At 46.1% G+C, this 23,495-nt stretch carries 25 protein-coding genes; 8 read left to right on the top strand and 17 right to left on the bottom strand.

What is annotated here, in order from left to right; all coding sequences use genetic code 11:
- The first annotated feature begins 269 nt into the window (after positions 1-269).
- Together RQP52_RS24120 and RQP52_RS24115 are read left to right on the top strand one after the other, a co-directional pair.
- Complete coding sequence (locus tag RQP52_RS24120) at positions 270-611, top strand: hypothetical protein (RefSeq protein ID WP_315954206.1); 342 nt, start codon at positions 270-272, stop codon at positions 609-611.
- Between the two features lie 370 nt (positions 612-981).
- Positions 982-2,160 carry a DUF2920 family protein gene (locus RQP52_RS24115; RefSeq protein WP_315954205.1) on the top strand — a complete coding sequence of 393 codons (1,179 nt, stop codon included), beginning with the start codon at positions 982-984 and terminating at the stop codon, positions 2,158-2,160.
- A gap of 95 nt (positions 2,161-2,255) precedes the next feature.
- Here the strand turns inward: RQP52_RS24115 and RQP52_RS24110 are convergent, their stop codons facing one another.
- Complete coding sequence (locus RQP52_RS24110; RefSeq protein WP_127454649.1) at positions 2,256-3,395, bottom strand: THUMP domain-containing class I SAM-dependent RNA methyltransferase; 1,140 nt, start codon at positions 3,393-3,395, stop codon at positions 2,256-2,258.
- Positions 3,396-3,510: 115 nt separating this feature from the next.
- On the opposite strand from RQP52_RS24110, the gene RQP52_RS24105 reads away from it, so the two are divergent.
- Positions 3,511-4,146, top strand: coding sequence for an O-methyltransferase (locus RQP52_RS24105; RefSeq protein WP_315954204.1), 636 nt, complete (start codon positions 3,511-3,513; stop codon positions 4,144-4,146).
- A gap of 90 nt (positions 4,147-4,236) precedes the next feature.
- On the opposite strand, the gene RQP52_RS24100 is transcribed toward RQP52_RS24105, so the two are convergent.
- Entirely contained in the window at positions 4,237-4,455 is a 219-nt protein-coding gene (locus tag RQP52_RS24100) for a hypothetical protein (protein ID WP_315954203.1), read from the bottom strand.
- An 82-nt stretch (positions 4,456-4,537) separates the two neighbouring features.
- Positions 4,538-5,311: a metallophosphoesterase family protein gene (locus RQP52_RS24095; RefSeq protein WP_315954202.1), complete on the bottom strand. Its 774-nt coding sequence runs from the start codon at positions 5,309-5,311 to the stop codon at positions 4,538-4,540.
- 153 nt (positions 5,312-5,464) lie between these two features.
- On the opposite strand from RQP52_RS24095, the gene RQP52_RS24090 reads away from it, so the two are divergent.
- Positions 5,465-6,712, top strand: a complete 1,248-nt coding sequence (locus RQP52_RS24090) for a CapA family protein (RefSeq protein WP_315954201.1) — start codon at positions 5,465-5,467, stop codon at positions 6,710-6,712.
- A gap of 17 nt (positions 6,713-6,729) precedes the next feature.
- Entirely contained in the window at positions 6,730-7,353 is a 624-nt protein-coding gene (locus RQP52_RS24085) for a fumarylacetoacetate hydrolase family protein (protein ID WP_315954200.1), read from the top strand.
- A gap of 53 nt (positions 7,354-7,406) precedes the next feature.
- Here RQP52_RS24085 and RQP52_RS24080 read toward each other — a convergent pair whose 3' ends face one another.
- Positions 7,407-8,597 (bottom strand): HD domain-containing phosphohydrolase, encoded by a 1,191-nt coding sequence (locus RQP52_RS24080; RefSeq protein ID WP_315954199.1) that lies wholly within the window; start codon positions 8,595-8,597, stop codon positions 7,407-7,409.
- 175 nt (positions 8,598-8,772) lie between these two features.
- Between RQP52_RS24080 and RQP52_RS24075 the strand changes: the two genes are divergently transcribed.
- Positions 8,773-9,591 (top strand): DUF92 domain-containing protein, encoded by an 819-nt coding sequence (locus RQP52_RS24075; RefSeq protein ID WP_315954198.1) that lies wholly within the window; start codon positions 8,773-8,775, stop codon positions 9,589-9,591.
- Positions 9,592-9,661: 70 nt separating this feature from the next.
- Here RQP52_RS24075 and RQP52_RS24070 read toward each other — a convergent pair whose 3' ends face one another.
- From RQP52_RS24070 to RQP52_RS24050, 5 genes are all read right to left on the bottom strand, one after another.
- Positions 9,662-9,970, bottom strand: a complete 309-nt coding sequence (locus RQP52_RS24070; RefSeq protein WP_315954197.1) for a LapA family protein — start codon at positions 9,968-9,970, stop codon at positions 9,662-9,664.
- Positions 9,971-10,034: 64 nt separating this feature from the next.
- Positions 10,035-11,825 (bottom strand): oligoendopeptidase F, encoded by a 1,791-nt coding sequence (gene pepF / locus RQP52_RS24065; protein ID WP_315954196.1) that lies wholly within the window; start codon positions 11,823-11,825, stop codon positions 10,035-10,037.
- Positions 11,826-12,073: 248 nt separating this feature from the next.
- Positions 12,074-12,256: a hypothetical protein gene (locus tag RQP52_RS24060; protein ID WP_127454635.1), complete on the bottom strand. Its 183-nt coding sequence runs from the start codon at positions 12,254-12,256 to the stop codon at positions 12,074-12,076.
- Between the two features lie 88 nt (positions 12,257-12,344).
- Positions 12,345-13,181: a TerC family protein gene (locus tag RQP52_RS24055; RefSeq protein ID WP_315954195.1), complete on the bottom strand. Its 837-nt coding sequence runs from the start codon at positions 13,179-13,181 to the stop codon at positions 12,345-12,347.
- 273 nt (positions 13,182-13,454) lie between these two features.
- The gene (locus RQP52_RS24050) at positions 13,455-13,646 is read right to left on the bottom strand and encodes a hypothetical protein (protein WP_127454723.1); all 192 of its coding nucleotides are present in this window, start codon (positions 13,644-13,646) and stop codon (positions 13,455-13,457) included.
- Positions 13,647-13,900: 254 nt separating this feature from the next.
- On the opposite strand from RQP52_RS24050, the gene RQP52_RS24045 reads away from it, so the two are divergent.
- Positions 13,901-14,617: a methylase gene (locus tag RQP52_RS24045; protein ID WP_315954194.1), complete on the top strand. Its 717-nt coding sequence runs from the start codon at positions 13,901-13,903 to the stop codon at positions 14,615-14,617.
- 127 nt (positions 14,618-14,744) lie between these two features.
- Positions 14,745-14,942 carry a cold shock domain-containing protein gene (locus RQP52_RS24040; RefSeq protein ID WP_028556542.1) on the top strand — a complete coding sequence of 66 codons (198 nt, stop codon included), beginning with the start codon at positions 14,745-14,747 and terminating at the stop codon, positions 14,940-14,942.
- 131 nt (positions 14,943-15,073) lie between these two features.
- On the opposite strand, the gene RQP52_RS24035 is transcribed toward RQP52_RS24040, so the two are convergent.
- From RQP52_RS24035 to RQP52_RS24000, 8 genes are all read right to left on the bottom strand, one after another.
- A complete protein-coding gene (locus tag RQP52_RS24035; protein WP_315954193.1) occupies positions 15,074-16,399 on the bottom strand; it encodes a GntP family permease in 1,326 nt (441 codons plus the stop codon).
- Positions 16,400-16,479: 80 nt separating this feature from the next.
- Positions 16,480-17,193 carry a GntR family transcriptional regulator gene (locus tag RQP52_RS24030; RefSeq protein ID WP_315954192.1) on the bottom strand — a complete coding sequence of 238 codons (714 nt, stop codon included), beginning with the start codon at positions 17,191-17,193 and terminating at the stop codon, positions 16,480-16,482.
- A gap of 11 nt (positions 17,194-17,204) precedes the next feature.
- Complete coding sequence (locus RQP52_RS24025; RefSeq protein WP_315954191.1) at positions 17,205-18,221, bottom strand: sugar kinase; 1,017 nt, start codon at positions 18,219-18,221, stop codon at positions 17,205-17,207.
- Entirely contained in the window at positions 18,214-18,969 is a 756-nt protein-coding gene (gene dagF / locus RQP52_RS24020) for a 2-dehydro-3-deoxy-phosphogluconate aldolase (protein WP_315954190.1), read from the bottom strand. The genes RQP52_RS24025 and dagF overlap by 8 nt, the downstream gene beginning before the upstream one ends.
- Position 18,970: 1 nt before the next feature.
- A complete protein-coding gene (locus tag RQP52_RS24015; protein WP_315954189.1) occupies positions 18,971-20,074 on the bottom strand; it encodes a DgaE family pyridoxal phosphate-dependent ammonia lyase in 1,104 nt (367 codons plus the stop codon).
- A complete protein-coding gene (locus RQP52_RS24010; protein ID WP_315954188.1) occupies positions 20,052-21,152 on the bottom strand; it encodes an amidohydrolase/deacetylase family metallohydrolase in 1,101 nt (366 codons plus the stop codon). Before RQP52_RS24010 ends, RQP52_RS24015 begins: the two co-directional genes overlap by 23 nt.
- A 503-nt stretch (positions 21,153-21,655) precedes the next feature.
- Entirely contained in the window at positions 21,656-22,303 is a 648-nt protein-coding gene (locus RQP52_RS24005; RefSeq protein WP_157322670.1) for a nitroreductase family protein, read from the bottom strand.
- A gap of 80 nt (positions 22,304-22,383) precedes the next feature.
- Positions 22,384-23,487, bottom strand: coding sequence for an efflux RND transporter periplasmic adaptor subunit (locus RQP52_RS24000; RefSeq protein WP_315954187.1), 1,104 nt, complete (start codon positions 23,485-23,487; stop codon positions 22,384-22,386).
- Positions 23,488-23,495 lie beyond the last annotated feature (8 nt).

Here is a 23,495-nt window from a genome sequence, read left to right as displayed (position 1 = left end):
CGAACTTTGACTTTAACACGGGTTTCTGGAGTACACATAAGAGCCATCTATAAACAAAGGCAGCTAAGACGTAAAGTCTCAGCTGCCTCTTTTTCGTGCTGCCTACGTTCCTGTCTACGCGGAGGAAAAGGGCCAAGATATTGATACAGGATGACAGGTTATGTACTCTCGATTTGTATTAATGTGCAGGAAAACTATAAAATTTCCTTGAATAAGTTGTTCAGTATGTTTTAGTTTTAAATATAAATCTACATTGGGGAGGGTATTATTTGAGTGAGCAGCTAGAAATTTTGGAGGAATTAATAGGAGAAAAAATGTTGAAAGTTCTTCCTCCACTAAGAGCAAAAAAAGAAATATTGTTTGATGACTTTTTAGAACTGTTTATATATTTAGAAAAAACAAAAGATTTATTGAGTGGTCAAAACGTTATTTCTCGGAGCCTCTCTTATAAACTTTTTTATTTATACTTCGAGGTAAGTAAGCAATTTAGCTTTATACATGATTCAACGCAAATATTAGAATTACAACAGAAATTGTTTAAAGCAGTTATCTCAACTTTAAATGATAACTTTTTCATTGACTCCACCCCAAAAGAAGAGAGACTCAAATGAATCATTAGTTCAAATCGAACAGCGGCGCGACTATGACTTTAAATCTAAGTCACAGCGCCGCTGTTTGATTTGGATCCTACCTACGTAGAGGAAAAGGCCCAAGATACTGATACAGGATGACAGGTTATATATTGATGTTTATTACTTATCCTCCTCGTCTAATTTGTAAGAATAAACACGAAAAATGATGATTTTTGTAGAAATCTGTTTAAGTCTATTCTAAGGTGTGTTAGACTTGGAAGGGGATGGAAGAGATTGGATGATTGGAATGAAAGCGTGAAGTATACATAAGTTGTAGTTATTTGAATTCATACCTAGTTTGATAAGTGTTTCTTAATAATTTCAGATGCGTGAAGCAATGGAGGAACGAATGTTAAGTAATACGTTTTATGTAAGACCTCATCCTGATGTGGAGCTCGGCTACAGGCGCTCACTCGTGGAATATCAGCTTACGTTCCCCGAAGCAGGGGTTAACGAAGAAACCGGATTGATCCTCTTTATTACGCCGTTTGGCGATACTCCATCATCTGAATATCAGGCCAATAAGTTGCGGCCATACCTGGCGAATAAGAGCAACTGCATTGTGGCCGGCGTTCATTACTGGGGAGTAGACAATGAGATTAAGTCAGTCAAATTTGATAACACATATTTTGCAACGCTGAGTTCGTTATATGGTATCCCATGGACGGATTTCCTGAATAACGACGGATCGCTGCAAGACGATTGCTTGGACATTTTGGCGTTTCACCTGAAGAAGCGGGGCATTCAGTATTTGTTCGGGCATAGCTCACCGTACATGCTCTTGTCGTATCATTTAAAAGGGGAATATCAGTCGTTCGGCTTTCTTCCGGCACTCGACTATTTGTCGGTGCTCGGCGATATTTTGAAAAAGCACACGATCAATCGGCGCCGTATCATCGCCTATGGATCGTCATATGGGGGATATATCGCCTTATTACTTGGAAAGTTTGCCCCTCACACATTCTCGGCGATTATCGATAATTCGGGTTTTTCGCGGGCGAGTGTGGTTGACATCTGCACAAAGGATTACAGGCTGGGACCATTGGTTTACCGGCATGATGGAGTAACGATTCAAGCTATTGCAGATGAACCTTGGACGCTTTCAGATGAGCTCGATCCGAATTATTTCTCGGACAGCTGTCGCGCGATTCGTAGTCTGTTGGAAGAAGCACACCGCATCACGTCGGATACAACATACTATATATTTCATGGTGATGAGGATAAGGTATGCCCGACATCTGAAAAGGAACAAGTTGTTGACATACTGAAAAAATATAATCAGGTCAACTTTAAAAAAGTGACTGCAGATGATATTGATGGCAGAGTGTTTAAGGATTTGTCGCATGGGATGAAAGCATCACTTCGAGGCATTTTCGATCTAGTTCAAGAAGCAGGCGGCAAGTTGCAGAAAAGTGAAGAACTAACGGACTTCGACCGTTCGAGTGTTCATACATTTGTTTGCGGAAATAAATCGTATCGTTTCAGTTATTCGAATGATTATCAGATTCGCGTAGAGATATTGAATTAGATTTACAAGGAATCATATATAAGATTTGAAAAACAGCGGCAGCTCTGACTTCTATAAGTCTTTGCTTGCCGCTATTTTTGCAAAAAATACTTGTCCTACCTACGCGGAGGAAATGGCCCAAGATATTGATAAAGGTTGCACTCAATCCGTCCGTTAAACAACTTGCGCTTCTTATCAGCGCGGCGGTTCATATAGTGCTCGAGCTGTGTGCTTGGGCTGAGAATAAACATGCTCCATGAAGGCATTGGAGCTGTAAGTGCCCCGAGTTCGCGCAGCGCGACCTCGACATCCTTGGCTTCACCAAGCCGCTCTCCATAAGGCGGATTGGTGATCAAACAGCCATAGTCGCCGCGCGGGCGGGCTTTGGCTACCGGTTCCACGCGAAGCTGGAACTGTTTCGTCAGCCCGGCCGACTTCGCGGCGGCCTCTGCCACTGCGATGGCAGACGGATCAATATCGCTGCCGATGATGTGCAGCGGCACATTATCGCGAACCGCGTCGAACGCTTCGTCGCGCGCTTTGTCCCAGAGCTTGCGCGGCACATTGCCCCACGCCTCGCTGGGGAAGCTGCGCCGCAGGCCTGGCGCGATATTCCAGCCGATCATAGCGGCCTCGATCGGGATGGTTCCCGACCCGCAGAACGGGTCGTAGAGCGGCCGATCGACGCTCCAGCGGCTGAGCAGGATCATGGCAGCGGCCATGGTCTCCTTCAGCGGCGCTTCGGTCACGAGCTTGCGATATCCGCGCTTATGCAAGCTTGGGCCTGTGGTGTCGATCGTGAGTGTCGCGATATCGTTCAGGAGCGCCACTTCAATCACGTAACGTGCTCCGTTCTCGGGGAACCATTCGGTGCCGTATTGAAGTTTCAGCTTTTCAACGACGGCTTTTTTTACGATGCCTTGGCAGGCAGGGACGCTGGAAAGCTGTGACTTATGGGAACGCCCTTGCACAGGGAATTCGGCATCGTTCGGAATCCAGTCGGGCCAAGCGAGCGCTTTTGTGCCTTCAAAAAGCTCATCAAAGGTCAGAGCTTTAAACTGGCCCATAAGCACGAGAATCCGGTCTGCTGTCCGTAACCATAGATTGGCTCGGCAGATGGCCAGCTCGTCTCCCATAAAGCGTACGCGGCCGTTCTCAACGGTAACCTCTGTATAACCGAGGTCGCGGACTTCGCGCGCAACGATAGCTTCAAGTCCCATTGGGCAAGTTGCAATTAGTTCGATTGATTGTGGCATGTTTAGATTCCTTCCATCCGGGTTGTGCTTCGTTCATAAAACTCATACAATTAACAAGTATAGGACAAATAAGATATACTTACAAACGAAACGGCAAACTCTTAGGAGGAATGACATGGAAACCCTAACAGCTGAGAGCTATATGGAAGGCTTATATGCGGATGATCCCGTGCTTGAACGGGTGAAGGAAGTCATACGAACAAATAATATGCCAGAAATCTCAATCGCCCCGGGCTACGGCAGACTGCTTACGATGCTAGTGACGATGATTGGCGCAAAAAAGGTGCTGGAAATAGGGGCTTTAGGCGGCTATAGCGGGATTTGCCTAGCTAGAGGGCTGCAAGAAGGCGGCAAACTCATCTCGCTTGAGTTGAAACAGGAATTTGCCGATGTAGCCAAACAAAATGTAGCCGACGCAGGCCTTGGCCAGTTTGTCGAGTATCGTATAGGCGAAGCGTTGACGCATCTCAACGAGCTGCTTGCGCAAGGGGAGCGTTTTGATTTCTTTTTTATCGATGCGGACAAAGTAAACTATCCAAACTATTTGGAGCTTGCCATTCAATTAGCGAATCCTGGGGCCATCATTGCAGGCGATAATACGCTGATGAGAGGCAAAGTGGTTGACGCAAACCAAACCAAAGCTTCCGTGCAAGCGATGCGCAGCTTCAATAAGCTCATTGCGGAAGACCCGCGTTTGGAAAGTACAATCCTACCAGCCTATGACGGTTTAGCGCTGGCTCGGGTGAAATAAGGCGTACATAGCAAGGGCTACCTGAAGTGTCTGAGAAGACGTTCCAGGTAGCCCTTTGCCCATTGAATAGGGCAGATGTGAAAGTTTATCTTAAGAAGTTAACTGATGCACTTGAAAAAATTTAAATTCGTTTATTTGCCAAGGTACTTTCTCTTCTACCTGGGTAACAGGCTGAGCGGGTTGCAGCGTGGATATAGGGTGCACATTTTGCTGCTTCTTGAAAGGTGTAGCGCTCATCCCATTCCAGTAAATAAGCAAAATCTCCGCACATAAAACGATAAAAGCAATTTTGGGCCAATTCAGCTTCATGGAGGGTATCCTCGCTTTCAATGATGCACCTATATTATCATGTAGTGGAATTAATTTCCATAATAAATTTTTGTGCAATCTCTCATCTATGTACCAGACCCGTTGAAACTTCAAACGCATAGCGCTCAGTCTCAGGCATATTCACAGCGTGAGCTCTACGGATAGCATAATCGATATCATACGGTACGCGTACATATTGAAGGGAGAATCCTGCTTGCTGCTGACTATTCATATTGCCCTCCAGAATACAGTAGCAGGCTTGTGGAATGCCGTCATAGGGAATGCCTACACTGCCCACGTTAAAGAGCATTAGACCGCTGTCGGCACGCTTTGCGGTGCTCTTTTCTGAAGGGTTTTTCATCGTAATCAAAAAAGGGATGTGAATATCCCCGTAGCCAACAATATCGGGAAGCTTTCCGTCAGGGGCCGCACCGGTCATTTCTGTATTTTGAAACAGTGCCAGTCGCTCTTTTTTGGAAGCTTTACGCTTAACACGATGGTAAACGCTTTGTGAGGAAGCATGAAATAAACGGAACAGTTTGCCGCTAAGGTAGAAATCAACGGAGAATGGCAATTCTGCCAGATAAGCAAGCCTTTTAGGCCCTAATTGCTGCTGCTGCCAAATGCCCGCCGGCTGGTCTTGCGGCATATTGATGCCTAGGTCCCAATTTCCCTGTATGACAACCTCGCAGGTCCTTTGTATTGAGTCAACAACGGCTGCCGAATCAGGTCCTTTGCCGGCCAGGTCGCCTAAGCAATAGATTCGCTCAATGCCGCGCAGTTTGATATCAGCAAGTACGGCTTCAAGGGCAGGCAAATTTCCATGGATATCTGAAATAATCGCAATTTTTTCCAAAACGATGAATTCCTTTCCGTGCTGGTCTCAAGTGTAAATCTCATTGATTCTGTTATATCATACGGATTCCATTCTGAAAATGAGTGTCCTTGACTATTACCCAATGCTAGATTCTTCTGCTATAATTTGTGAGGGGAAAGGGGAAGGTTTTGAATGGAATCCAGAGTAGAGCGTCACCGTAAAGTGAAGGTAGTGCGCGCGCCTCAGAAGAAAACTCCGCTGAAAATGATCGGAGGACTCACTTTGGCTGCCGTCGCTTGTTTCGCGATTGGAATTGGTGCATCCTATTGGACGTCGAATAGCAAAACTACCGAAGAACAAGAGGCATCTTCACCATCGGTGTCCGTAAATTCGCCTCAACCGACGAATGCAGCAAGTAGCCAGCCCAGTCCTGCAGCTACAGCAAACGCAATCGTACCGTCGTCGTCACCGGCAGTTTCGGACAAGCCAACGAGTAGTAGCGGACAAGTGAATCTCACTTTTGTAGGCGATGTGCTGCTAGCCTCTAAGGTAGAAGATATTTTGAAACAAAAAGGCTATGATTATCCTTATACGAATGTAAAAGACTATTTGACCAAACCGGATTTCACCATCGCCAATTTGGAAACACCTATAACAACTAAAGGTACCGAACAGAAAAAGGATTACGTTTACCGCTCATCACCTTTGGCTTTACCTCCGCTCAAGGATGCTGGCATCGATCTTGTTAATTTAGCGAATAACCATGTCATGGATTATGGCCCTGAAGGTTTACAGGACACCATGAATGCGCTGGACCAAGAGGGGATTAAGCGCATGGGAGCGGGCAATGATTTGAATGAAGCCTATCAGCCGGTCATACTGGAAAAAAACGGCATGAAAATCGCCTTTTTCGGCTTTAGCCGTGTTGTTCCTGAAGCTTCTTGGAAAGCAGGTCCCGGACGCATCGGGGTGGCGGAAACTTACAATTACAAGCCGCCTGTCGAAGCTATTCAAAAAGCGAAAGAGAGTGCCGATCTTGTTGTCGTTGTTGCACATTGGGGCGTTGAGCGAAGCGACCATCCGGATAAGTATCAGACGGATTTGGCACACCGTTATATTGATGCCGGCGCAGATTTGGTCGTTGGCGGCCATCCACATGTGTTACAAGGTTTCGAGCAGTACAAAGGCAAATGGATCGCATATAGTTTAGGTAATTTTATATTTACAACGAATGATGTTTCTAAGACATGGGAAACGGTTATCTTGGAAGCGTCCTGCTCGAAAGATAAATCGTGCAATATTCATCTTGTTCCTATTTTAAGCAAATTTGCACTTCCTACACCCATGAGTTCGGAAGACGGCTCCAAGCTGTTCCAGCGGTTAAGCCAAATTTCGATTGGTTCGAAAGTAGATGCCGAAGGTAATGTTAGCAAGAAATAATGTGAGGAGAAAACGACATGACAGATGTTCGCAATATTTATTGTGTAGGACGCAATTACCGGGCACACGCCGCCGAGCTGGGGAATGATGTTCCGGATCAGCCGATGATTTTTACGAAACCAACGCATGCCTTGGCGGATATGAGTGGCGGGGAGCTGAAGCTTCCAGGTGATCAAGGTGAAATTCACTATGAAGCTGAATTGGTGCTGCATATCGCAAAGCCTTATCGCGAAGGTATTCAGGTTGATGAAATTGTTGATAAGTATGCACTGGGCATCGATTTTACACTAAGAGATGTACAGTTTGTTATTAAGAAAAAAGGCCAACCTTGGCTGCCAGCCAAAGGATTCCTGAAGTCTGCGCCACTGACGGAATTCCGCCCGTTCCCGGGGGCTTCCAAACTAACGGAAGAGAACTTCCAGCTTCGTCAGAATGGACAAGTCGTTCAAAACGGCAACATCAGCAACATGATTTTCGATTTGCAAACGATCATCGATTACATCGCTAAGCATTACGGGCTGGGCGTAGGCGATATCATTTACACGGGAACTCCTGAGGGCGTTGGACCTGTAAATAACGGCGATCTCTTGGAATTAGCATGGGGCGAAGAAGTATTCGGAGCAGTAACTATCCGCGTATAAAACAAAAAGGGCAGTCTCTTACGGTCATAGCTGACCTGAGAGAATTGCCCTTTTTATTTTACATCCGCCGAATCCTCTAGCGCACTATCGGCATATTGTTCACGCGCGTGAAGGATTGCCGGTAATTGTTCAAAAAACACATCAACGACTTGAGGGTCAAAATGTTCGCCCCGCTCTTCGGTGAAAAGCTGTAAGATGCGATCCAAGTCCCACGCTTTTTTGTAGATACGCTCACTGCCAAGCGCATCGAAAACGTCAGCAATCGCCGTAATACGCCCGTAGATGTGAATGTCTTCCCCTTTGATTCCTCTGGGATATCCGCGACCATTCCATTTCTCATGATGCTCATAGGCGACCACCGCAGCCGTTTTGAGAATATGACGATTGGAGTTTTTGAGCAGGTTGTACCCGATCACGGTGTGATTTTGCATTAATTTGAACTCTTCCTCGGTTAATTTGCCGGGTTTATTGAGCACACTGTCGGGAATCGCTACCTTGCCGATATCATGCATCGGTGAAGCGATTTTGAGGAGTTCCGATTCTTCCTTACTCATACCAAATCCACGTGCAAGAATATAGGAATACTCGGCTACACGCTTAACGTGATTCCCTGTTTCTTTGGACCGGCTCTCGCCAATTTCGCCCATGCGGAAAATAATTTCTTTCTGGGTAGCTTCGATCTCATTGGTGAGCAGCGCCGATTCTAGAGATTTGCCCGCATAAGAGGAGGCAAGTGTTAAATACTCCATATCTTTATCCGAAAATTGCTGGCATTCCGTTAGTTTATTAATGGCCTGGTAAGCGCCCATGATTTCGCCTTGGCTGTCGCGGAACGGAATAACCATCAAGGCTTTTGTACGGTAGCCTGTTTGCTGATCCGTATGCAGTGCGCCATTAAGCAGGTAGGTTTTATATTGTTCATTCGTATAGGCGTCATCAATAAATACAGCTTTATCATGCGTGACCGCATACCCGACAAGTCCTGCCGTGCTTGGGATACGAATCTCATCGAGTCCATGAGCCACTTTGGACCAGAGCTCGTTCTTGCTCTTATCCAACAGCCAAACCGTACAGCGATCAGAGACAATCATTTCCCGGCCCATATCCGCCATCAACATAAGGACATTCTCGAGTACTCGTTCATTGGCAATTTTGGCTGCATAATCAAAAATAACGCGCAGCATTTCTTGCGGATCCAAGTCATGTTTTATCTGGGATCTAGTTGTAATCTGGTCGTTATCCATAGCAGCCTCCTATCTTTCGGAAATTATCTTACCATATTATTCTCGTAAAAAGGTTAACTTCCTGCTAGAATCTCACGAGAAATGATTGATTTTGTCGAAAAATAGCAGAGTGCTCTTAGGAAGATTCTGGGAACTGTGCTATGCTACAATTATAGGTGGAAATTGAGGTGTTCAAATGGAATGGATTTGGGGTTTAGCCGGCAGTTTGCTTATTGCAGGCGCTGCCTACTGGAGAGGATCCCTCTCTGTATCGGGTTTGATTTCTGCGATTATTCTTGGGACCTTGATGTTTGTATTTGGCAGCTTAGCTTGGTTTGGAACGCTGATCGCCTTTTTTATTTCTTCGAGCGTGTTGTCGAAGCTTAAGCATCAACGTAAAGCCGCTGCGGAAAGCGGTTATGCCAAGGGCGGAAGGCGCGACGCCGGACAAGTTGCGGCTAATGGCGGGTTAGGTCTAGTCCTCTGTATAGGCAATGCGATTTGGCCTGATCCTGTTTGGTGGGTGTTGTTCGTTGGCGTGATGGCAACCGTCACAGCGGACACGTGGGCCACGGAAATTGGCGGAATGAGCTCGTCTGAGCCGAGGTCGATTCTTAATGGCAAGCGGGTTCCAGCTGGAACATCAGGCGGTATTAGCACGATTGGCGTGCTGGCTTCTGTGGTGGGAGGAGCTTTCATTGGATGTCTCAGCGGTTGGTTCAGCACCATCGGCGATATGGACTACGAAATAGTCGCAACTCCTGTTTTAATTATATTCGGTGCCCTTTCAGGTTTGCTTGGTTCGTTAGCTGATTCTTGGTTAGGAGCAACCTGGCAGGTGATGTATCAGTGTACGGTTTGCGGAAAAACAATCGAGAAAGAAGTCCACTGTGGTCAGAATGCGAAGCAAATACGCGGTTTCCGCTTCATGACCAATGACCGGGTGAATGCACTCTCCTCGCTGGTTGGAGGCGTAGTGTGCTACGTATTGTGGCTTGTATCGGCGCAGCTATAAGAACGTGGAAAAAAAGTGCAGCAAATTTATAAATTTTCGAATTCAATAGATTTGCTGCACTTTTTTAACTTTAGTGCACGGTAGGCGAAGCCTCACCTGCTGTTTCTTTCACAGGCTGTGCGGCTGGAGGCAAGACGGCATCTTGCAACTGCTTTTCCAAGTGCTTGACTTTACGATTCAGTTTGTACTGACGAACCATTCCGAAGAGACCAACAATCAGACCGCCTAATAGGGTGGATGTTAAAATAACGAGAATGAGTGGCGTGGATGTTTGGGCGAATATGAAATTTACTTGCACCGGTTCGACATTCACAACCGCAAAAACGGCTGTGATGAGGGCGAATATTAATGCGCAGATCAGAATCCATTGCATCTTCATCCAGCATTCATCCTTTCCATGGAGAAGAGGTTGAAGGCTCGGGCCTCCAACCTCACTTGTTTCCTTACTTCGTAAGTTCTTCCATCTGATCGAGCAAAGAGCTGAAGACGCTCATGGCTTGCTTGATCGGCTCCGGTGTCGACATATCAACGCCGGCTTTCTTCAGGATGTTCAGCGAGTAGTCGCTGCCGCCGCTTTTCAGGAAGCCCAAGTAACGGTCAACGGCCGGCTGGCCTTCATCCAATATTTGCTTCGCAAAGCTGGTTGCCGCCGAGAAGCCTGTTGCATATTTGTAGACATAAAAGCTGTTATAGAAGTGAGGAATACGTGCCCATTCCATCTCAATATCTTGATCCACAACCATGTCGTTGCCATGGTACAGCTTATTCAAGCCGTAATAGATTTCGCTGAACTCTTGAGGAGTAAGCGACTCGCCTTGTTCCGATTTCTCATGTGTAATCATTTCGAACTCGGCAAACATCGTTTGACGGAAAACCGTAGTGCGGAACTGATCAGCATAATAAGTCAGCAGATAAAGCTTCTCTTTTGGATCCGTCACGCGTTTCAATAAATAGTCCATGAGGAGCGCCTCGTTCAGAGTGGAAGCGACTTCTGCAAGGAAAATCGTATACTGCGCATAGCGGTATTCTTGATTTTCGTCGGACAAATAGGAATGGATGGCATGACCCATTTCGTGCGTCAGTGTGAACATGCTGTTTAAATTGTCTTTATGGTTGAGCAGCACATAAGGATGTGTGCCGTAAGCACCCCAGCTGTACGCACCGTTACGCTTATTCTTGTTCTCATAAACGTCGATCCAGTGGTTGTCGAAGCCGTCTTGAAGAATTTTCAAGTAATTTTCGCCAAGCGGAGCCAGGCTTTTCTTGATTTCTTCTTTGGCTTGCTGGTAGGTGATATCCATTTTGAACTCTTCAACGAGCGGAGCAAAGAGGTCATACATATGTAATTCATCGACTTTCAGCAGCTTTTTACGGAGCTTCAAATAACGCTGTAGCTCAGGCAGAGAGTCGTGAATGGTGGAAATTAAGTTCGTGTAGACTTCCTTCTTAATGTTATCGCCGAAAAGAGTCGATTCCAGAACGGAAGGATAGTGACGTGCTTTAGCATAAAAAATGTTTTTATTAATATTCGCGCTGAGCGTAGCGCCGATCGTGTTCTTGTTGTTGCGGTAAGTTTCGTAAACGGCATGGAAGGCATTTTTTCGAACTTCCGGATCACGGCTCTCCAGGAATTGAATGTAACTTCCATGGGTGAGCTCGACTTCCTCGCCTTTTTCGTTTTTAACTTTCGGGAACTTCAAATCGGCGTTGTTCAGCATGCCGAAGATCGTGCTCGGCGCTCCCGCCATATTGCCTGCTTGAGCCAGAAGTGCTTCTTGCTCTTTGGATAACGTGTGCGGCTTCTGGCGAATCATTTCTTCGAGCGTGTCTTTATAAAAAGATAAAGAAGGATCGTTGACCAATTGTTGCAGTTTTTCATCGGATAAACTTAAAATTTCCGGCGAAATGAAGGAGAGAGCTTCGCCCACTTCGACACTGATTTTTTTCGATTTATCGGATAAGGCCTGGTAAGTAGGCTCTGCAGTATCTTCATGATGTTTCATGTTGGCATACACATAAAGTCTTTCTGTCTTCAGAGAGACCTCATCTTCCAACTGGAAACATTGCTTGACGGCAGCGGCGTCGTTAAGTTTTCCTTGGAAGGCGCTGATTTTGCTGATCGAGCCTTTAACATCTTGAAATTCTTTTTCCCAAGCCTTCGCATCGGCAAATAAATCTTCCAGATTCCAACGGTGCTCGGCAGGTACTTGTTTGCGTTCCAATAGTTGAGCCATGGGAGCCCTCCTGTCCTTGTTTTGAGTTTGGGTTAAACGGTTTTCCTTCGCATGCAAATCAGCTGCTGGGACAGAGCTAAGGAGAAGTCCCATCGCTGCAGTTACATAGATCCAGCGCATTACGGTCACGCTCCCGGCTTATACCCATGTGGGGGAATTTTGATCTAAACCCACTTCATGGTTTTCACCTAGTATGACCGTTAACCCACTCAATTATGATTATAAGAAAAAGCTGGAAGGAAGTAAATTTACTTTCCGGCGCCAAAGAAGCTGATCAAGATGAGAACAAACGAAAACGAGACCATGACGATTGCCAATAAAGCGAGATATCGTTTCATTTGGGCGGGAAGGCTGTCTTTTTTCATAATCAAAATGATGGCTAGGCAGAAGGATACGAGAATAAATGTGAGTATAGAACCGGATTCGGTCATTGGTGAATCATCCTTATCCCTATAGAATATGACACTTGCTAATTACTGCATGATAGTAAGTTTCGCTGCCTGTAGGCAAACTCCTTTTTCAGCCGGCATGCTGCATCGTTTCATCGGGATTTTCATCATCTTCTGTTTTCACCAGAATCAACTTGCCTCGGGAATCCATCTTGACTGTAAAACGATCTTCCGGAGCAATTTGAGCTTCATCGCTTAATTCTTTAGGCAGTTTTAACTGTCCGCGGTCTCCGACTTCTACGAGGTAGCCGACCATTTTGGACCATTTGCCTGCCGCAAGCACGATGATGACGAGCAGTCCGATCAGCAGCCATTTGCCAAGCGGATTTGAAGCGAAATAAGGGGAGAGGAATTTCTCGCCGGTAATCATTTTACCTGCCGTTAATGCGAGCACGCCTGCGCCGATATACATGATCCATGGATAAGTTTCAATCCATTTGATGAATAAGGTGCTGCCCCAGACCACGATAGGGACACTAACCAGCAAACCGATAATGACGAGCAGGAAATTTCCATGAGCTGCGCCAGCGACAGCAATGACGTTATCCAGACCCATCACGGCGTCGGCAATAATAATCGTGCGAATGGCAGCCCACATGCTGCTCTTCGCTTGAACTTGTTCGTGATTTTTCTTTTCGCTGAGCAGCTTATACGATATCCAGAGGAGCAATATGCCGCCCGCTAAGAGAAGACCGGGAATTTTCAGAAGCGTTACCACGATCAAGGTCGCCAGTGCGCGAATAACGATAGCGCCTACGGTTCCCCAAATGATGACTTTCTTTTGTGTCTCCTTTTTCAAATTACGTGCCGCCATACCGATAACGATCGCGTTATCTCCTGCAAGTACCAAATCAATGAGGATAATGCTGAGTAATGAAACGAAAAAGCCTGCTGATAACCATTCCACAACGACCACTCCTTTAGCAATTTTTTTGAAAAAAATAGAGCCCAACACCGACGACCGGTGAAGGCTCTAATTCATCAAAAAAGACCTTCACCAAAAATTTGGCAAAGGTCTTGCTAACAACGATAGTCGTTGCCAATAAAGCCGGGATCTGATGAGGATCCGAATTGACGACTTTACTGTATCAGCTACTCCCCTTTGGAGTATTACGTATGAACTTATAAGTTGATTATAAAAAGATAGAGAATGAAAGTCAAGGCATTTGGTCTAATCCGTTTATACTTCTTTGAATGCGTCCATAATCGCTTGCCATTCTTCTTCCGTACCATCGAACTTATCCTTAGCAAATCGCTCATTAGCCCAGTGCAGCATCGCTGGCCGCCCGATGAACGTGTGACACTCTTCACCCCACTGGTCGGAGATCTCCGTCAGCACAATTTTGGTTCCTTGGACTTCGACATTCAGCATGTTCCATTTATCTTTTTTGTAGATGGTATGTTTCTTGAAAGGTTGTTTTGACACGGTTGTTCCTCGTTTCTGTAGTAAGCTTAAAGATATATGCAATCGTATCATAAATAGACGTGATTTCCAAACAGGGCATCAAAGAAATCCCTATTGCCATAGACAGTTGCCCATGGTAATATTCTCCTAATCCTTTCCAGAGGGAAACGGGTTATGAGACGGGCTGTTGCCCAGAAAAGAAGAGCTGAGGAGAGATGAGCATGGAACAAAAGCGTATTTATGAGCAAGTCGGCGTCGCGATGACCTCCAGATCGTATGCTGAGTATGAGAAAATGTTTATGCTGCAGTCGGAACATTTGCAAGGGAAACGAGTCCTGGATGTTGCTGGCGGTGCGTCTTCCTTCACAACAGAAGCAAGGCAGCTTGGTATTCTCGCAGAAGCGGTCGATCCTTTGTACGAGAAATCATCGGAGGAGATAGACCAGCATGGCAGGCAAGAAATCGGGCTTGTTGCGGCCAAGATGGAGAAGCTCCAGGACGTCTATGACTGGTCGTTTTATGGTTCGCTTCAAAACCATACGGCGGGACGTATAAGAGGCCTAGAAAGGTTCGTAGAGGACTTCTCAAGCCGTGATGGCATGGCAAGGTATCATGTGGCTTGTCTTCCGGTGCTGCCGTTTGAACAAGATTCCTTTGATCTTGTGCTGTGCAGCCACTTTCTTTTTCTATATGAGGAGCAGTTCGACTATGCCTTCCATCTGAAGGCGGTGCGGGAGCTGCTTCGCGTTGCGAAGCTTGGCAGTGAAGTGAAGATTTATCCGCTGCTCAGTTTTCGAACAGAGGAATATGGCAGACTGCCTGATTTAATAAATGATTTGGCAAACGAGGGGCATTTGGTTGAAAAAAGAGAGGCAAGCCTACCTTTTTTACCAAATTCTCATCAATATTTAAGCATAATCAAGAGGGGCTTCGCATAGAGGAAAACGTTGGTACATCAACAAATTTTAGCATGTCCAGAGCTTTTTATGCGTTGATTTATCCCAGATGTGATGGTATAATTTCCTTATTCGTCATAGATGGCGATATTTTTAGGAGGTTGTTCACTTGAAAGGTACAGTTAAATGGTTCAACGCAGAAAAAGGCTACGGTTTCATTTCTGTTGATGGAGGCGACGATGTATTCGTTCACTTCTCCGCAATTCAGGGCGAAGGATTCAAAACATTAGAAGAAGGCCAATCCGTTGAGTTCGACATTACTCAAGGCAACCGTGGTCCTCAAGCAGCTAACGTCACAAAATTATAAGAAATTGGGAGTCCCCACTTATAAATAGAGTGTCATAGCACAAACAACAGAGACAGTCCCATGTGGGGCTGTCTTTTTTGCTGTTTTATGGCCTGTACACATCCTAGGAGGAGGTGCACAGGCTTTTATATTTAAACGAAGATATCGATAATCAGCACGGTTCCGAATGCAATGAAGGAAAGGAGTGTTTCTAGGACAGTCCACGTTTTAAACGTTTCTTTGACGGTTAATCCGAGGTATTCCTTAACCATCCAGAAGCCAGCATCATTGACATGGGAAAGCATCAGCGAGCCTGCGCCTGTGGCAATAACAAGCAGTTCCAAATTAACGCCGGACATATGCTCAACAATGGGAGAGACGATGCCCGCGGCTGTTGTTAAAGCGACCGTCGCCGAACCGGTTGCGACACGAATTAATCCGGCAACCATGAAAGCTAATACGATAGGAGAGAGAGAAATATTCTCGGCCATTTGCGCAATAGAGGTACCTACGCCGCTGGCGATAAGGATTTGTTTGAATCCGCCGCCGGCACCGATAATCAAAATAATCGAAGCAACTGGGAGCAGGCAATCGTGCGACAATTTGCTGATATAACTTTTACTCATACCCTGGCGAATGCCCAGGAAGTAGAAGGCAGCGAAACAAGAAATGAGCAGCGCGATCACGGAATTCCCGATAAAAGCAAGGAATTTCATGATTCCACTTGGAACCGGCAGGTAAGGTGCAATGACAGACAAAACCATCAACAAAACAGGCAGCAAAATAATGAAAAAGGAAATGCCGGCGCCTGGCAATTTTTCAGGCTCAGTGCTTGAATCCAGAAGCTCAGGTTCATTCTGAGGAACAACACGTTTGTTTACCCACTTGGCAAACAATGGGCCTGCAATGATCGCAGCTGGAATCGCAATGATCAGGGAGTAAATTAGTACTTTGCCGATGTCTGCTTTATAAATACCGATGGCTGTCATAGCGCCTGGATGCGGTGGTACTAGACCGTGAACAATGGACAATCCGGCAATGACCGGTAAACCGATGAGCAATATATTTTGTTTCGTTGATTTGTGAATGGAGATCACAAGTGGCAGGAGCATAACGATCCCGACGTCAAAAAATACAGGGATCCCAATAATAAAACCGGATAGCAGCATGGCCCATGGCAAACGTTTTTCACCAAACACGCGAATAAAGAAATTGGCGACTTGGGTGCCTGCCCCGGAATCGGACATCATTTTACCCAAAATTGTACCTAAGGCCAAAATGCCGACTAAATGCCCTAGCACAGCGCCGACGCCGGTTTCATATGCGCCAACGATTTTATCCATAGAAAGACCCGCCATAAGCGCCAGGAACAAGCTCGCAACGGTTAAAGAAATAAAGGCATGCCATTTCCACCAGGCTACGCCAAGAATAACAATGACAATAGCAAGCAGGGTAACGATCAGTAGATACATATTCATGTGGGATCCCTCTTCTCAAAATGTTAGTAAGCGTTATCAAGGTGTCGACGAGAAAAGGAAACAAGCTGAAGCCAGTATTCCTAAGTATCGTAATTAACTACATAATTGTGCATTTCGGTACTGTAATGCCCTGCGCTGAATTCGATCAGAGTGCCTTGTTCATCATAGGAATAACGCAATCTGTTCAGTAGGGGCGTGCCTGCTTTCACTTGCAGCATATCCTCTACATGGGAAGAGGCGGTGACAGCAGCAAATTCATCCCGATATTTCTCTAAGGCAATGCCGTGATCTTCAAGAAGTTCGTACAAGGATTGTTCGTTCAAATCCGTGAGTTCGATGGTGGCCATTTGCAGTGAGAGATAATGGGAATAGTGAATATAGGGTCTGTCATCTAAGTGATAAAGGCGTTCGATATAGAAACACCGCTCTCCAAACAGCTGATAAGGCAATGTTCCAGGTGTATTCGAAACAATTTCAGCGCGGAGCAATTGCTTGTGAATTTGGTGGCCTTCTTCAACCAGCACTTCTGTGAACCGTTTCCATTTAGACAGCTTGGATAGGGAAGCATTGCGAATGACTTTGGTTCCTTTACCGCTGCCTTTCTCCAAATATCCCTCTTGTGCCAGCTCTTTGATGGCATTTCGAACGGTGATCTTGCTAACATTAAATTCTTGCTCCAACTGGGGTTCAGATGGAATATTGGTACCCAAAGGATACACACCGTGTAAGATGCGATCCTTTAGGATATTCATAATTTGTAAATATAAGGGGCGTTTATTACGGGATAAGTTCACCTAAACGTTCACTACCTTTCTACATCGCCCACAGCTTCCGTCATCGCACGAAGGATATCGCTTTCCGATGACATAGGCGTATCTCCAACAATGGTATGCGCGAGCATACCGGCGGCAGCTGCAAACCCGACTGTCTTTTCAGGTGAAAATCCTTGAATTTCCCCATGTACGATACCGCTTGTGTAGGCATCTCCAGCACCAATTCTATCATAGATAGAAAATGTGAGTAGATTAGAAAAGGTGAACGCTTGATTTTTATAAATAAATCCACGTAGAGAATGGGTGTTGTCACTGTTGATATGACGATGCGTTCCTGCAATGACACCGATCTGATATTTATCTGCAACCGCTGGAATCAATTCCATCAGTTGATCCTGACGTTCGGTTTGATCGGTATGCATGCCCAGGATATATATGGCATCTTTCTCATTCATCATGACAATGTCAGCGAGTTGCAGCATGTCCTCGTAATGAGGTTTTGCTTTCGCGTAACCGCCTTCGCCCCAATGAGCCGGACGATAATTGCAATCGAAAACAACAGTGCCCCCGTTAGCTTTGACTTGTTTGGCCAAGGCCTTCATATGCTGGCGCACGTTATCATTCATGGCGAGAGTAATCCCGCAGAAATGGATCATATCGATATTTTTAGCAATTTCAGCAAAATTATAAGTGCTTTCCGGGGCCGTGTTAAAACTGCTTTCCTGCCGGTTGGAATAAGTGACGCGGCTGGGCCGCGCACCGAAACCATTTTCCAAAAAATACATGCCGACATAGTTGCCGCCGCGAGTAATCATTGACGAGTTGATGCCTAATTTACGTAAGTAAGCTTCTGCAGCATCTCCTACTGCGTTGGAAGGCAATCTGGAGATCAGGAACCCGGAATGCCCGAAGCGAGCAAGTGCGGAGCTGATATTCACTCCTGTACCGGAGAACGTGTAGTTAAGCGAGCTGGCTTGGGACAAGAGTTCATAACCTGGCACCTGCAGGCGCATCATAACCTCTCCAAAAGCAGCAATTCGCTTAGCCATGTTGATCAACCAGTTTCTTCATAATGCTGAGCAGTTCGCGTACATCGGATGTATTTGTTTTTCCTGTAGCTTTATCAATAATTGACGAGTACACATGAGGGATGACTTGCGGAACTTTGGCTTCAAGCGCAATGCGCAGAATCGTTTCAAAGTTTTCCATGTCGATACCGCCAGTTGGCTCAAGAGCAAAGCCTTCTTCGCCGCAAGCTTGTGCAACGGCACGAAGCTCGTCTTCACGGCTCAAGCCGTTCATCGGGAAATACTTGAGAGCATTTCCACCCATGTCACGAACAAGCGCGATGGCTGTTTTAACAGGTACGATGGCATGCTCAGGTTGAGCCGCGCTTACTGGACCTGTTGAGATATTGACATAGCCGACGCGGCCGGTAGGAGAGACCAAGCTGTTGATCCAGCTGTCTTGCTCGCCAAGATTAGCGCGTGTAGCACCGACTGCCGGGAACACTTGATTGATATGAGTGCCTGGGTAATGCTTAGCAATCGCAGCAACGACAGCAGCTTGACGATTGTCGCCAGCGCCTAGACCGATGGATACGGCTTCGTCAATCGCTTTGCCGTATTCTTTCATTGCGGCTACAGCTGTCTCCACGGTTGGGTAGTCTTTCGAAAGAACGCCGACAAGCACATAACCTTCAGCCGCTTCGAATACTTCTTTCGCGTTTTCAACCGAGTTAGCGAGCACGTTTAGCGCTGCGCGGCCTTTATACAATCTTTTTGCCATGTTGGACATGTTATTGACCTCCTGCTAGTTTGCGTATTTGAGCAGCGATAACCTCAATGTCATCGCCTTGAAGCGGACGTGGATCGATATCAAAATAGCCTTGTCTCACGCCATAATCACGTGTATAGATGGCGATTTCGCCCTCGCGAAGCCCATTAACGACTTCTTTCGCTGTCGTTCCGGCTTGCTCCGGATCAATTTGAATGCGTCCGCGGAAAATGGCACGGCCTGCTTCGTCTTGAACAATCGTCACTTTAATTCCTTTTAATTCGCTGAGCGGCATTAGCACTTGTAAAGCTGCTTTTTCTTGCTCGCTTTTGTCTTCTTTAACCCCATACTCATCAAGTGCTTGAAGCAAGCCGAAGGAAGTTTCCTTGCCGACTTTCATGCTCCGGCCTATGCCGTGCAGTTGAACTTTAAGCCACTCAATATAGGTGCGTTTGCCGCCGACAATACCTGAAGTAGGACCTTCAATGGCTTTGGAACCGCTGTAAATCGCTAAATCGGAGTATTTCACATACTTTTGAATATCTTCTTCCGCAGCCGCATCTACGATGAGCGGTACGTTATTGCGCTGTGCAATATCCCATGCTTCTTCAACGGAAATCATGTTTTTTTGGACCGCATGATGGGATTTCACATAAAGAATAGCGGCCGTATTTTCGTTAATCGCGTCTTCAATATGCTCCGCTTTGCCTTCATTGGCATAGCCAACTTCGACGAGTCTGCCGCCACCAAGGTAAACCATGGTTTCAACAGGAGCGCCGTATTGTACGTTGTGACCCTTGAGAATGATAATATCACGTTTGGCAATAGGGTCCTGATGCAGCCGCTCGCTTGCACGGCGGTTCCCCCGGGTCACTATGGCTGCTACGGAAAGCGCGATGCCGCTGGATGCCGAGTTGACGACAACAGCCGCTTCGGAGCCAAGAATTTTGGCGATATAATCGCCGGCTTTATCAACAAGATCTGCAATTTCAACGTAACTTTGTCCGCCATGTTTCATGGCTTCCATAACAGTGTCGGTCGGAGCGGATACCCCGAGAATACTCATGCGTCCACTGGCATTGATGACACGTTTAAGACCGTATTTAGCATTTAATGAGAGCGCCATTCACAACTACTCCTTTAGATTGAATTGTTTGATCTGCCGTACGTTGGTCTCCTTCAGAGTCAGTGAGCTGAATCATATCATTCTGAACGGTGAACAAGGTGAGATTTGCTGTATCTCCAACTTGAATCCGACCAAGCTCCGGTTTGTTCAGCCAATTTGCAGCATGCGTAGTCACCGCAGCAATGACTTCCTCCAGTGAATAGCCTAGATACAAAAATTTCGTAAGCACATTGGACATACTAAAAACAGGTCCTTTCAAACGATTCCCACGATAAATATCCGTTGAGATCGTGTCCAAACCGATGTGATGCTTTTTCGCGGCTTCGGCGACTTTGAATGAAAAGCTAGCTGTACCGTGGCCAACATCCAGATGAACGCCTCTTTCAATCGCTTGCGTAAGTACCTGCAGGGGTTTGCCGTTGTCATCAAAAAGATTATTAGCCTTCCCATTCAAATAATGGGTAATGATATCTTTCTTTTCCAAAAGCGAAACAACTTCTTCAATACTCGGCGGTCCAGAACCGATATGGACCATCAAAGGAAGACCGGTCGCTAGGGAAAGTGTTCGTGCAGCACGCAAGGGCTCAATGCCGGAATCGCGAACAACGCTTTTGCTAATTCTTGCCTTTAAACCGACGATAAAGTCCCCATAGTCCTTGACTGCTTCAACAACCTTCTCTTGGTTAATCCAAGTCATATCGGATAATTCGTCGATCCTTTGTAACCCGATGTGCGAAATGTTCAAAAAAGCAAACAAGTTCGTTAGCGCGTTTTGTCTGCTTGCCGCTAGTTCGGCGATGCGGTCTGCTCCGCAGCTTCCGGCGTCAACAATCGTTGTGACACCTTGCTTGATGCCGATTTCATCGATTTCATCGCCATAGGGATCAAAGGCAGGAAAGGCATGAACGTGCATGTCAATCCAGCCGCTTGAAACATAGGCTCCTGAATAATCAACGATCTGTTTTCCTTGTCCTTGTCCGGGACCCGTCAATTCCGCAATTTTTCCGTCTTCAATTACAATATCCAGAAATTCTCCGTTTACTTGCTTAACATTGTGTAGGACGAAACGCTCCAGCATGCCTGTCACCTTTTTCCATAACTCGAATTATGAACGCTTTCACTAAGTCTTCCTTCTAAGTTCTCCTAATATGTAGGAGAAGGTTGTAAATTGTATAATTGAATATAACGTTATAATGTTAGAATAGCACATCGATTTATTTAAGTAAATATAACGTTATAATGTTTGTGGTGGTAATTTTGGCATGTTGATTTGGGAGAGAAGGATTACAAGAAGTCAGTTGTTGATTGCGCTTACAAATCTGGATTTCTTATAGTAAGAGAACGACAGGACGCTATTTGAGCTGAAATGGAGGTATCCCCGGATTAGCCGGAACTGTAGGGCTTTATTTGCTCACAAATGGGTGTATTTACTCCAAAATGGTTCGAATAGCGGACCGTAGTTCCGGTTCATCCGTTCACCATGTGCCACTATCAACTAACCGCTCGTGTACTCGCATAGCCGCGATTTAAACCCGAGCATAAGAAAAAGAAGCTGTCCGCGAATAGCGGCAGCTCCTCATCTTAGTCGATGATTTGAAGAATATCATCAATTTCTTTGCGGGCCAATTTGCCCGGGCGATCCTTCGGATGACCAAGGGAAATGACCATATTGATCTGACATTCTTCCGGAATGTTCAGATATTCGCGAATTTGATCTTGGGCCAGCAAAACTGGGCCAGTCATCGGACAAGTCGCGAGACCTCTAGCGTGCGCGGCAAGCATCAGATTCTGCGAGGCTAAGCAGGAGCTCTTAATGCCTTCTTCCGCCCATACCGCATCCTCAACAAGTTCAATCGGATCAAAAATCCTCTCACGGAACTTTGACTCGTAAGGTGTTGCTAAGCAAATGATCAGCACGGGAGCGTTGGAAAACGCGGTAGCATAAGGTCCGAACGACTTCACAAGAAGACGTGCTTCTCGGGAAAGACCTTTCTGCTCGGCTTCAGACGCCCTGAGATGGAGCTGATCCCAAGTTAATTGTTCGATATGTTTAATCTTTTCCGTATTTCGTATCGCAATAAACTTCCACGTCTGGGAGTTCGTATCGCTTGGCGCATAGCGGGCACAGTCGATAATTTCACGAATATCTTCGGTCGCGACTTCCTGCTCTGTAAAATTCCGAACGCTGCGGCGCTCTAACACAATAGATTTAAAATCTTCATAATTCATATAAAACAATTACCTGCCTTTGCTGCATCATTTTCGTCATCATTATTACTTGGTCCTAAGAGTCTAGTATAAAACAGTTGTCACTGCAGCACAACCGTATCTCCCTCTTGGAGCCCCTTGAGGACCTCCGTTTTTTCAGGTGTTTCCAACCCGATCTCAATTTCACGGCGTTCTGTGCCTTGCGGGGTCTGCAACATGACGTAGTAGATATCTTTCTCATGCATCACGGCAAGCGTGGGAACGACCGTTGTGCCACTTTTTTTCTCTGTCTCAATTGTCCCGGAAAGACTGAGTCCTGCGATAAGCTGCTCATCCGGTTCAAGCGAAATGGTTACCTCAAATTGCGCGGAAGCCGAACCTTGATCGGTGCCTGTTTTTGCAAATTTGGAAACCTTCTCAACCTTGCCTTGCAGCTTTTTCTGTTTCAGGGTTTCAACTTTGACTTGGACGGACATCCCTGGCTTAATCCGGAAAACGTCAAACTCGCCAACGGTACAAACGAGCTGCAATTTCGTCAAATCCACGATTTTACCGATTCTTACGCTTTCCTCGACAGACTTGGGGATTTTGGCGGAATCCTCAAATAAAAAGATGCCGTCCTCAGGTGAAACAAAAGCTGCCTGCTCCACCTTCTCTTGCTTTTTTGCCAGCTGCAATTGAATGGATTCATCATTTACTTGATTTAACTGCTCTTGAATTCTGCGTCCTTCGGAAGCAGCAAATCGTGACCGGGAATCATCCTCACTTACAGCGCCAGCCGGAGTGCTGGTTGTTTCTCCTTCCGGTCCAGCTGCTTTGAAGTTCGCAAGATCAGCCTCGAGCTTCTGCTTTTTCAAATTGGATTGCAGGGTTGCGATTTCACTTTTTAGCGGCGTGGCGTCAAGTTCGAACAGCAGCTGTCCCTTTTTAACTTGAGCCCCGTCAGCAATCTGCCATGCTTTAATTTCGCCGCCAAAAGGCGCATAGACACGTGTTTCCTTCTCGTAGGACGATTTTCCTTTTACTTCAACACTGTTGACCAGGTCCTCTTTGGTTACTTTAAATTGCAGTGCGTTGGGAGAGGCGGTGTTGTCCGTATTTGCTCTCTTCATGGCGTTGGGATGGCTGGATATGTATAAAAAGCTGCTAATCCCGATGATCAAGAGCGCTGTGATTAGCAGCATCCATGTTTTCTTTTTCCTCATGCTAGGCA

It is taken from the genome of Paenibacillus violae, assembly GCF_032461945.1.
Taxonomy (GTDB): Bacteria; Bacillota; Bacilli; order Paenibacillales; family NBRC-103111; genus Paenibacillus_E; species Paenibacillus_E violae.
This window is presented reverse-complemented; position numbering and strand designations above follow the sequence as displayed.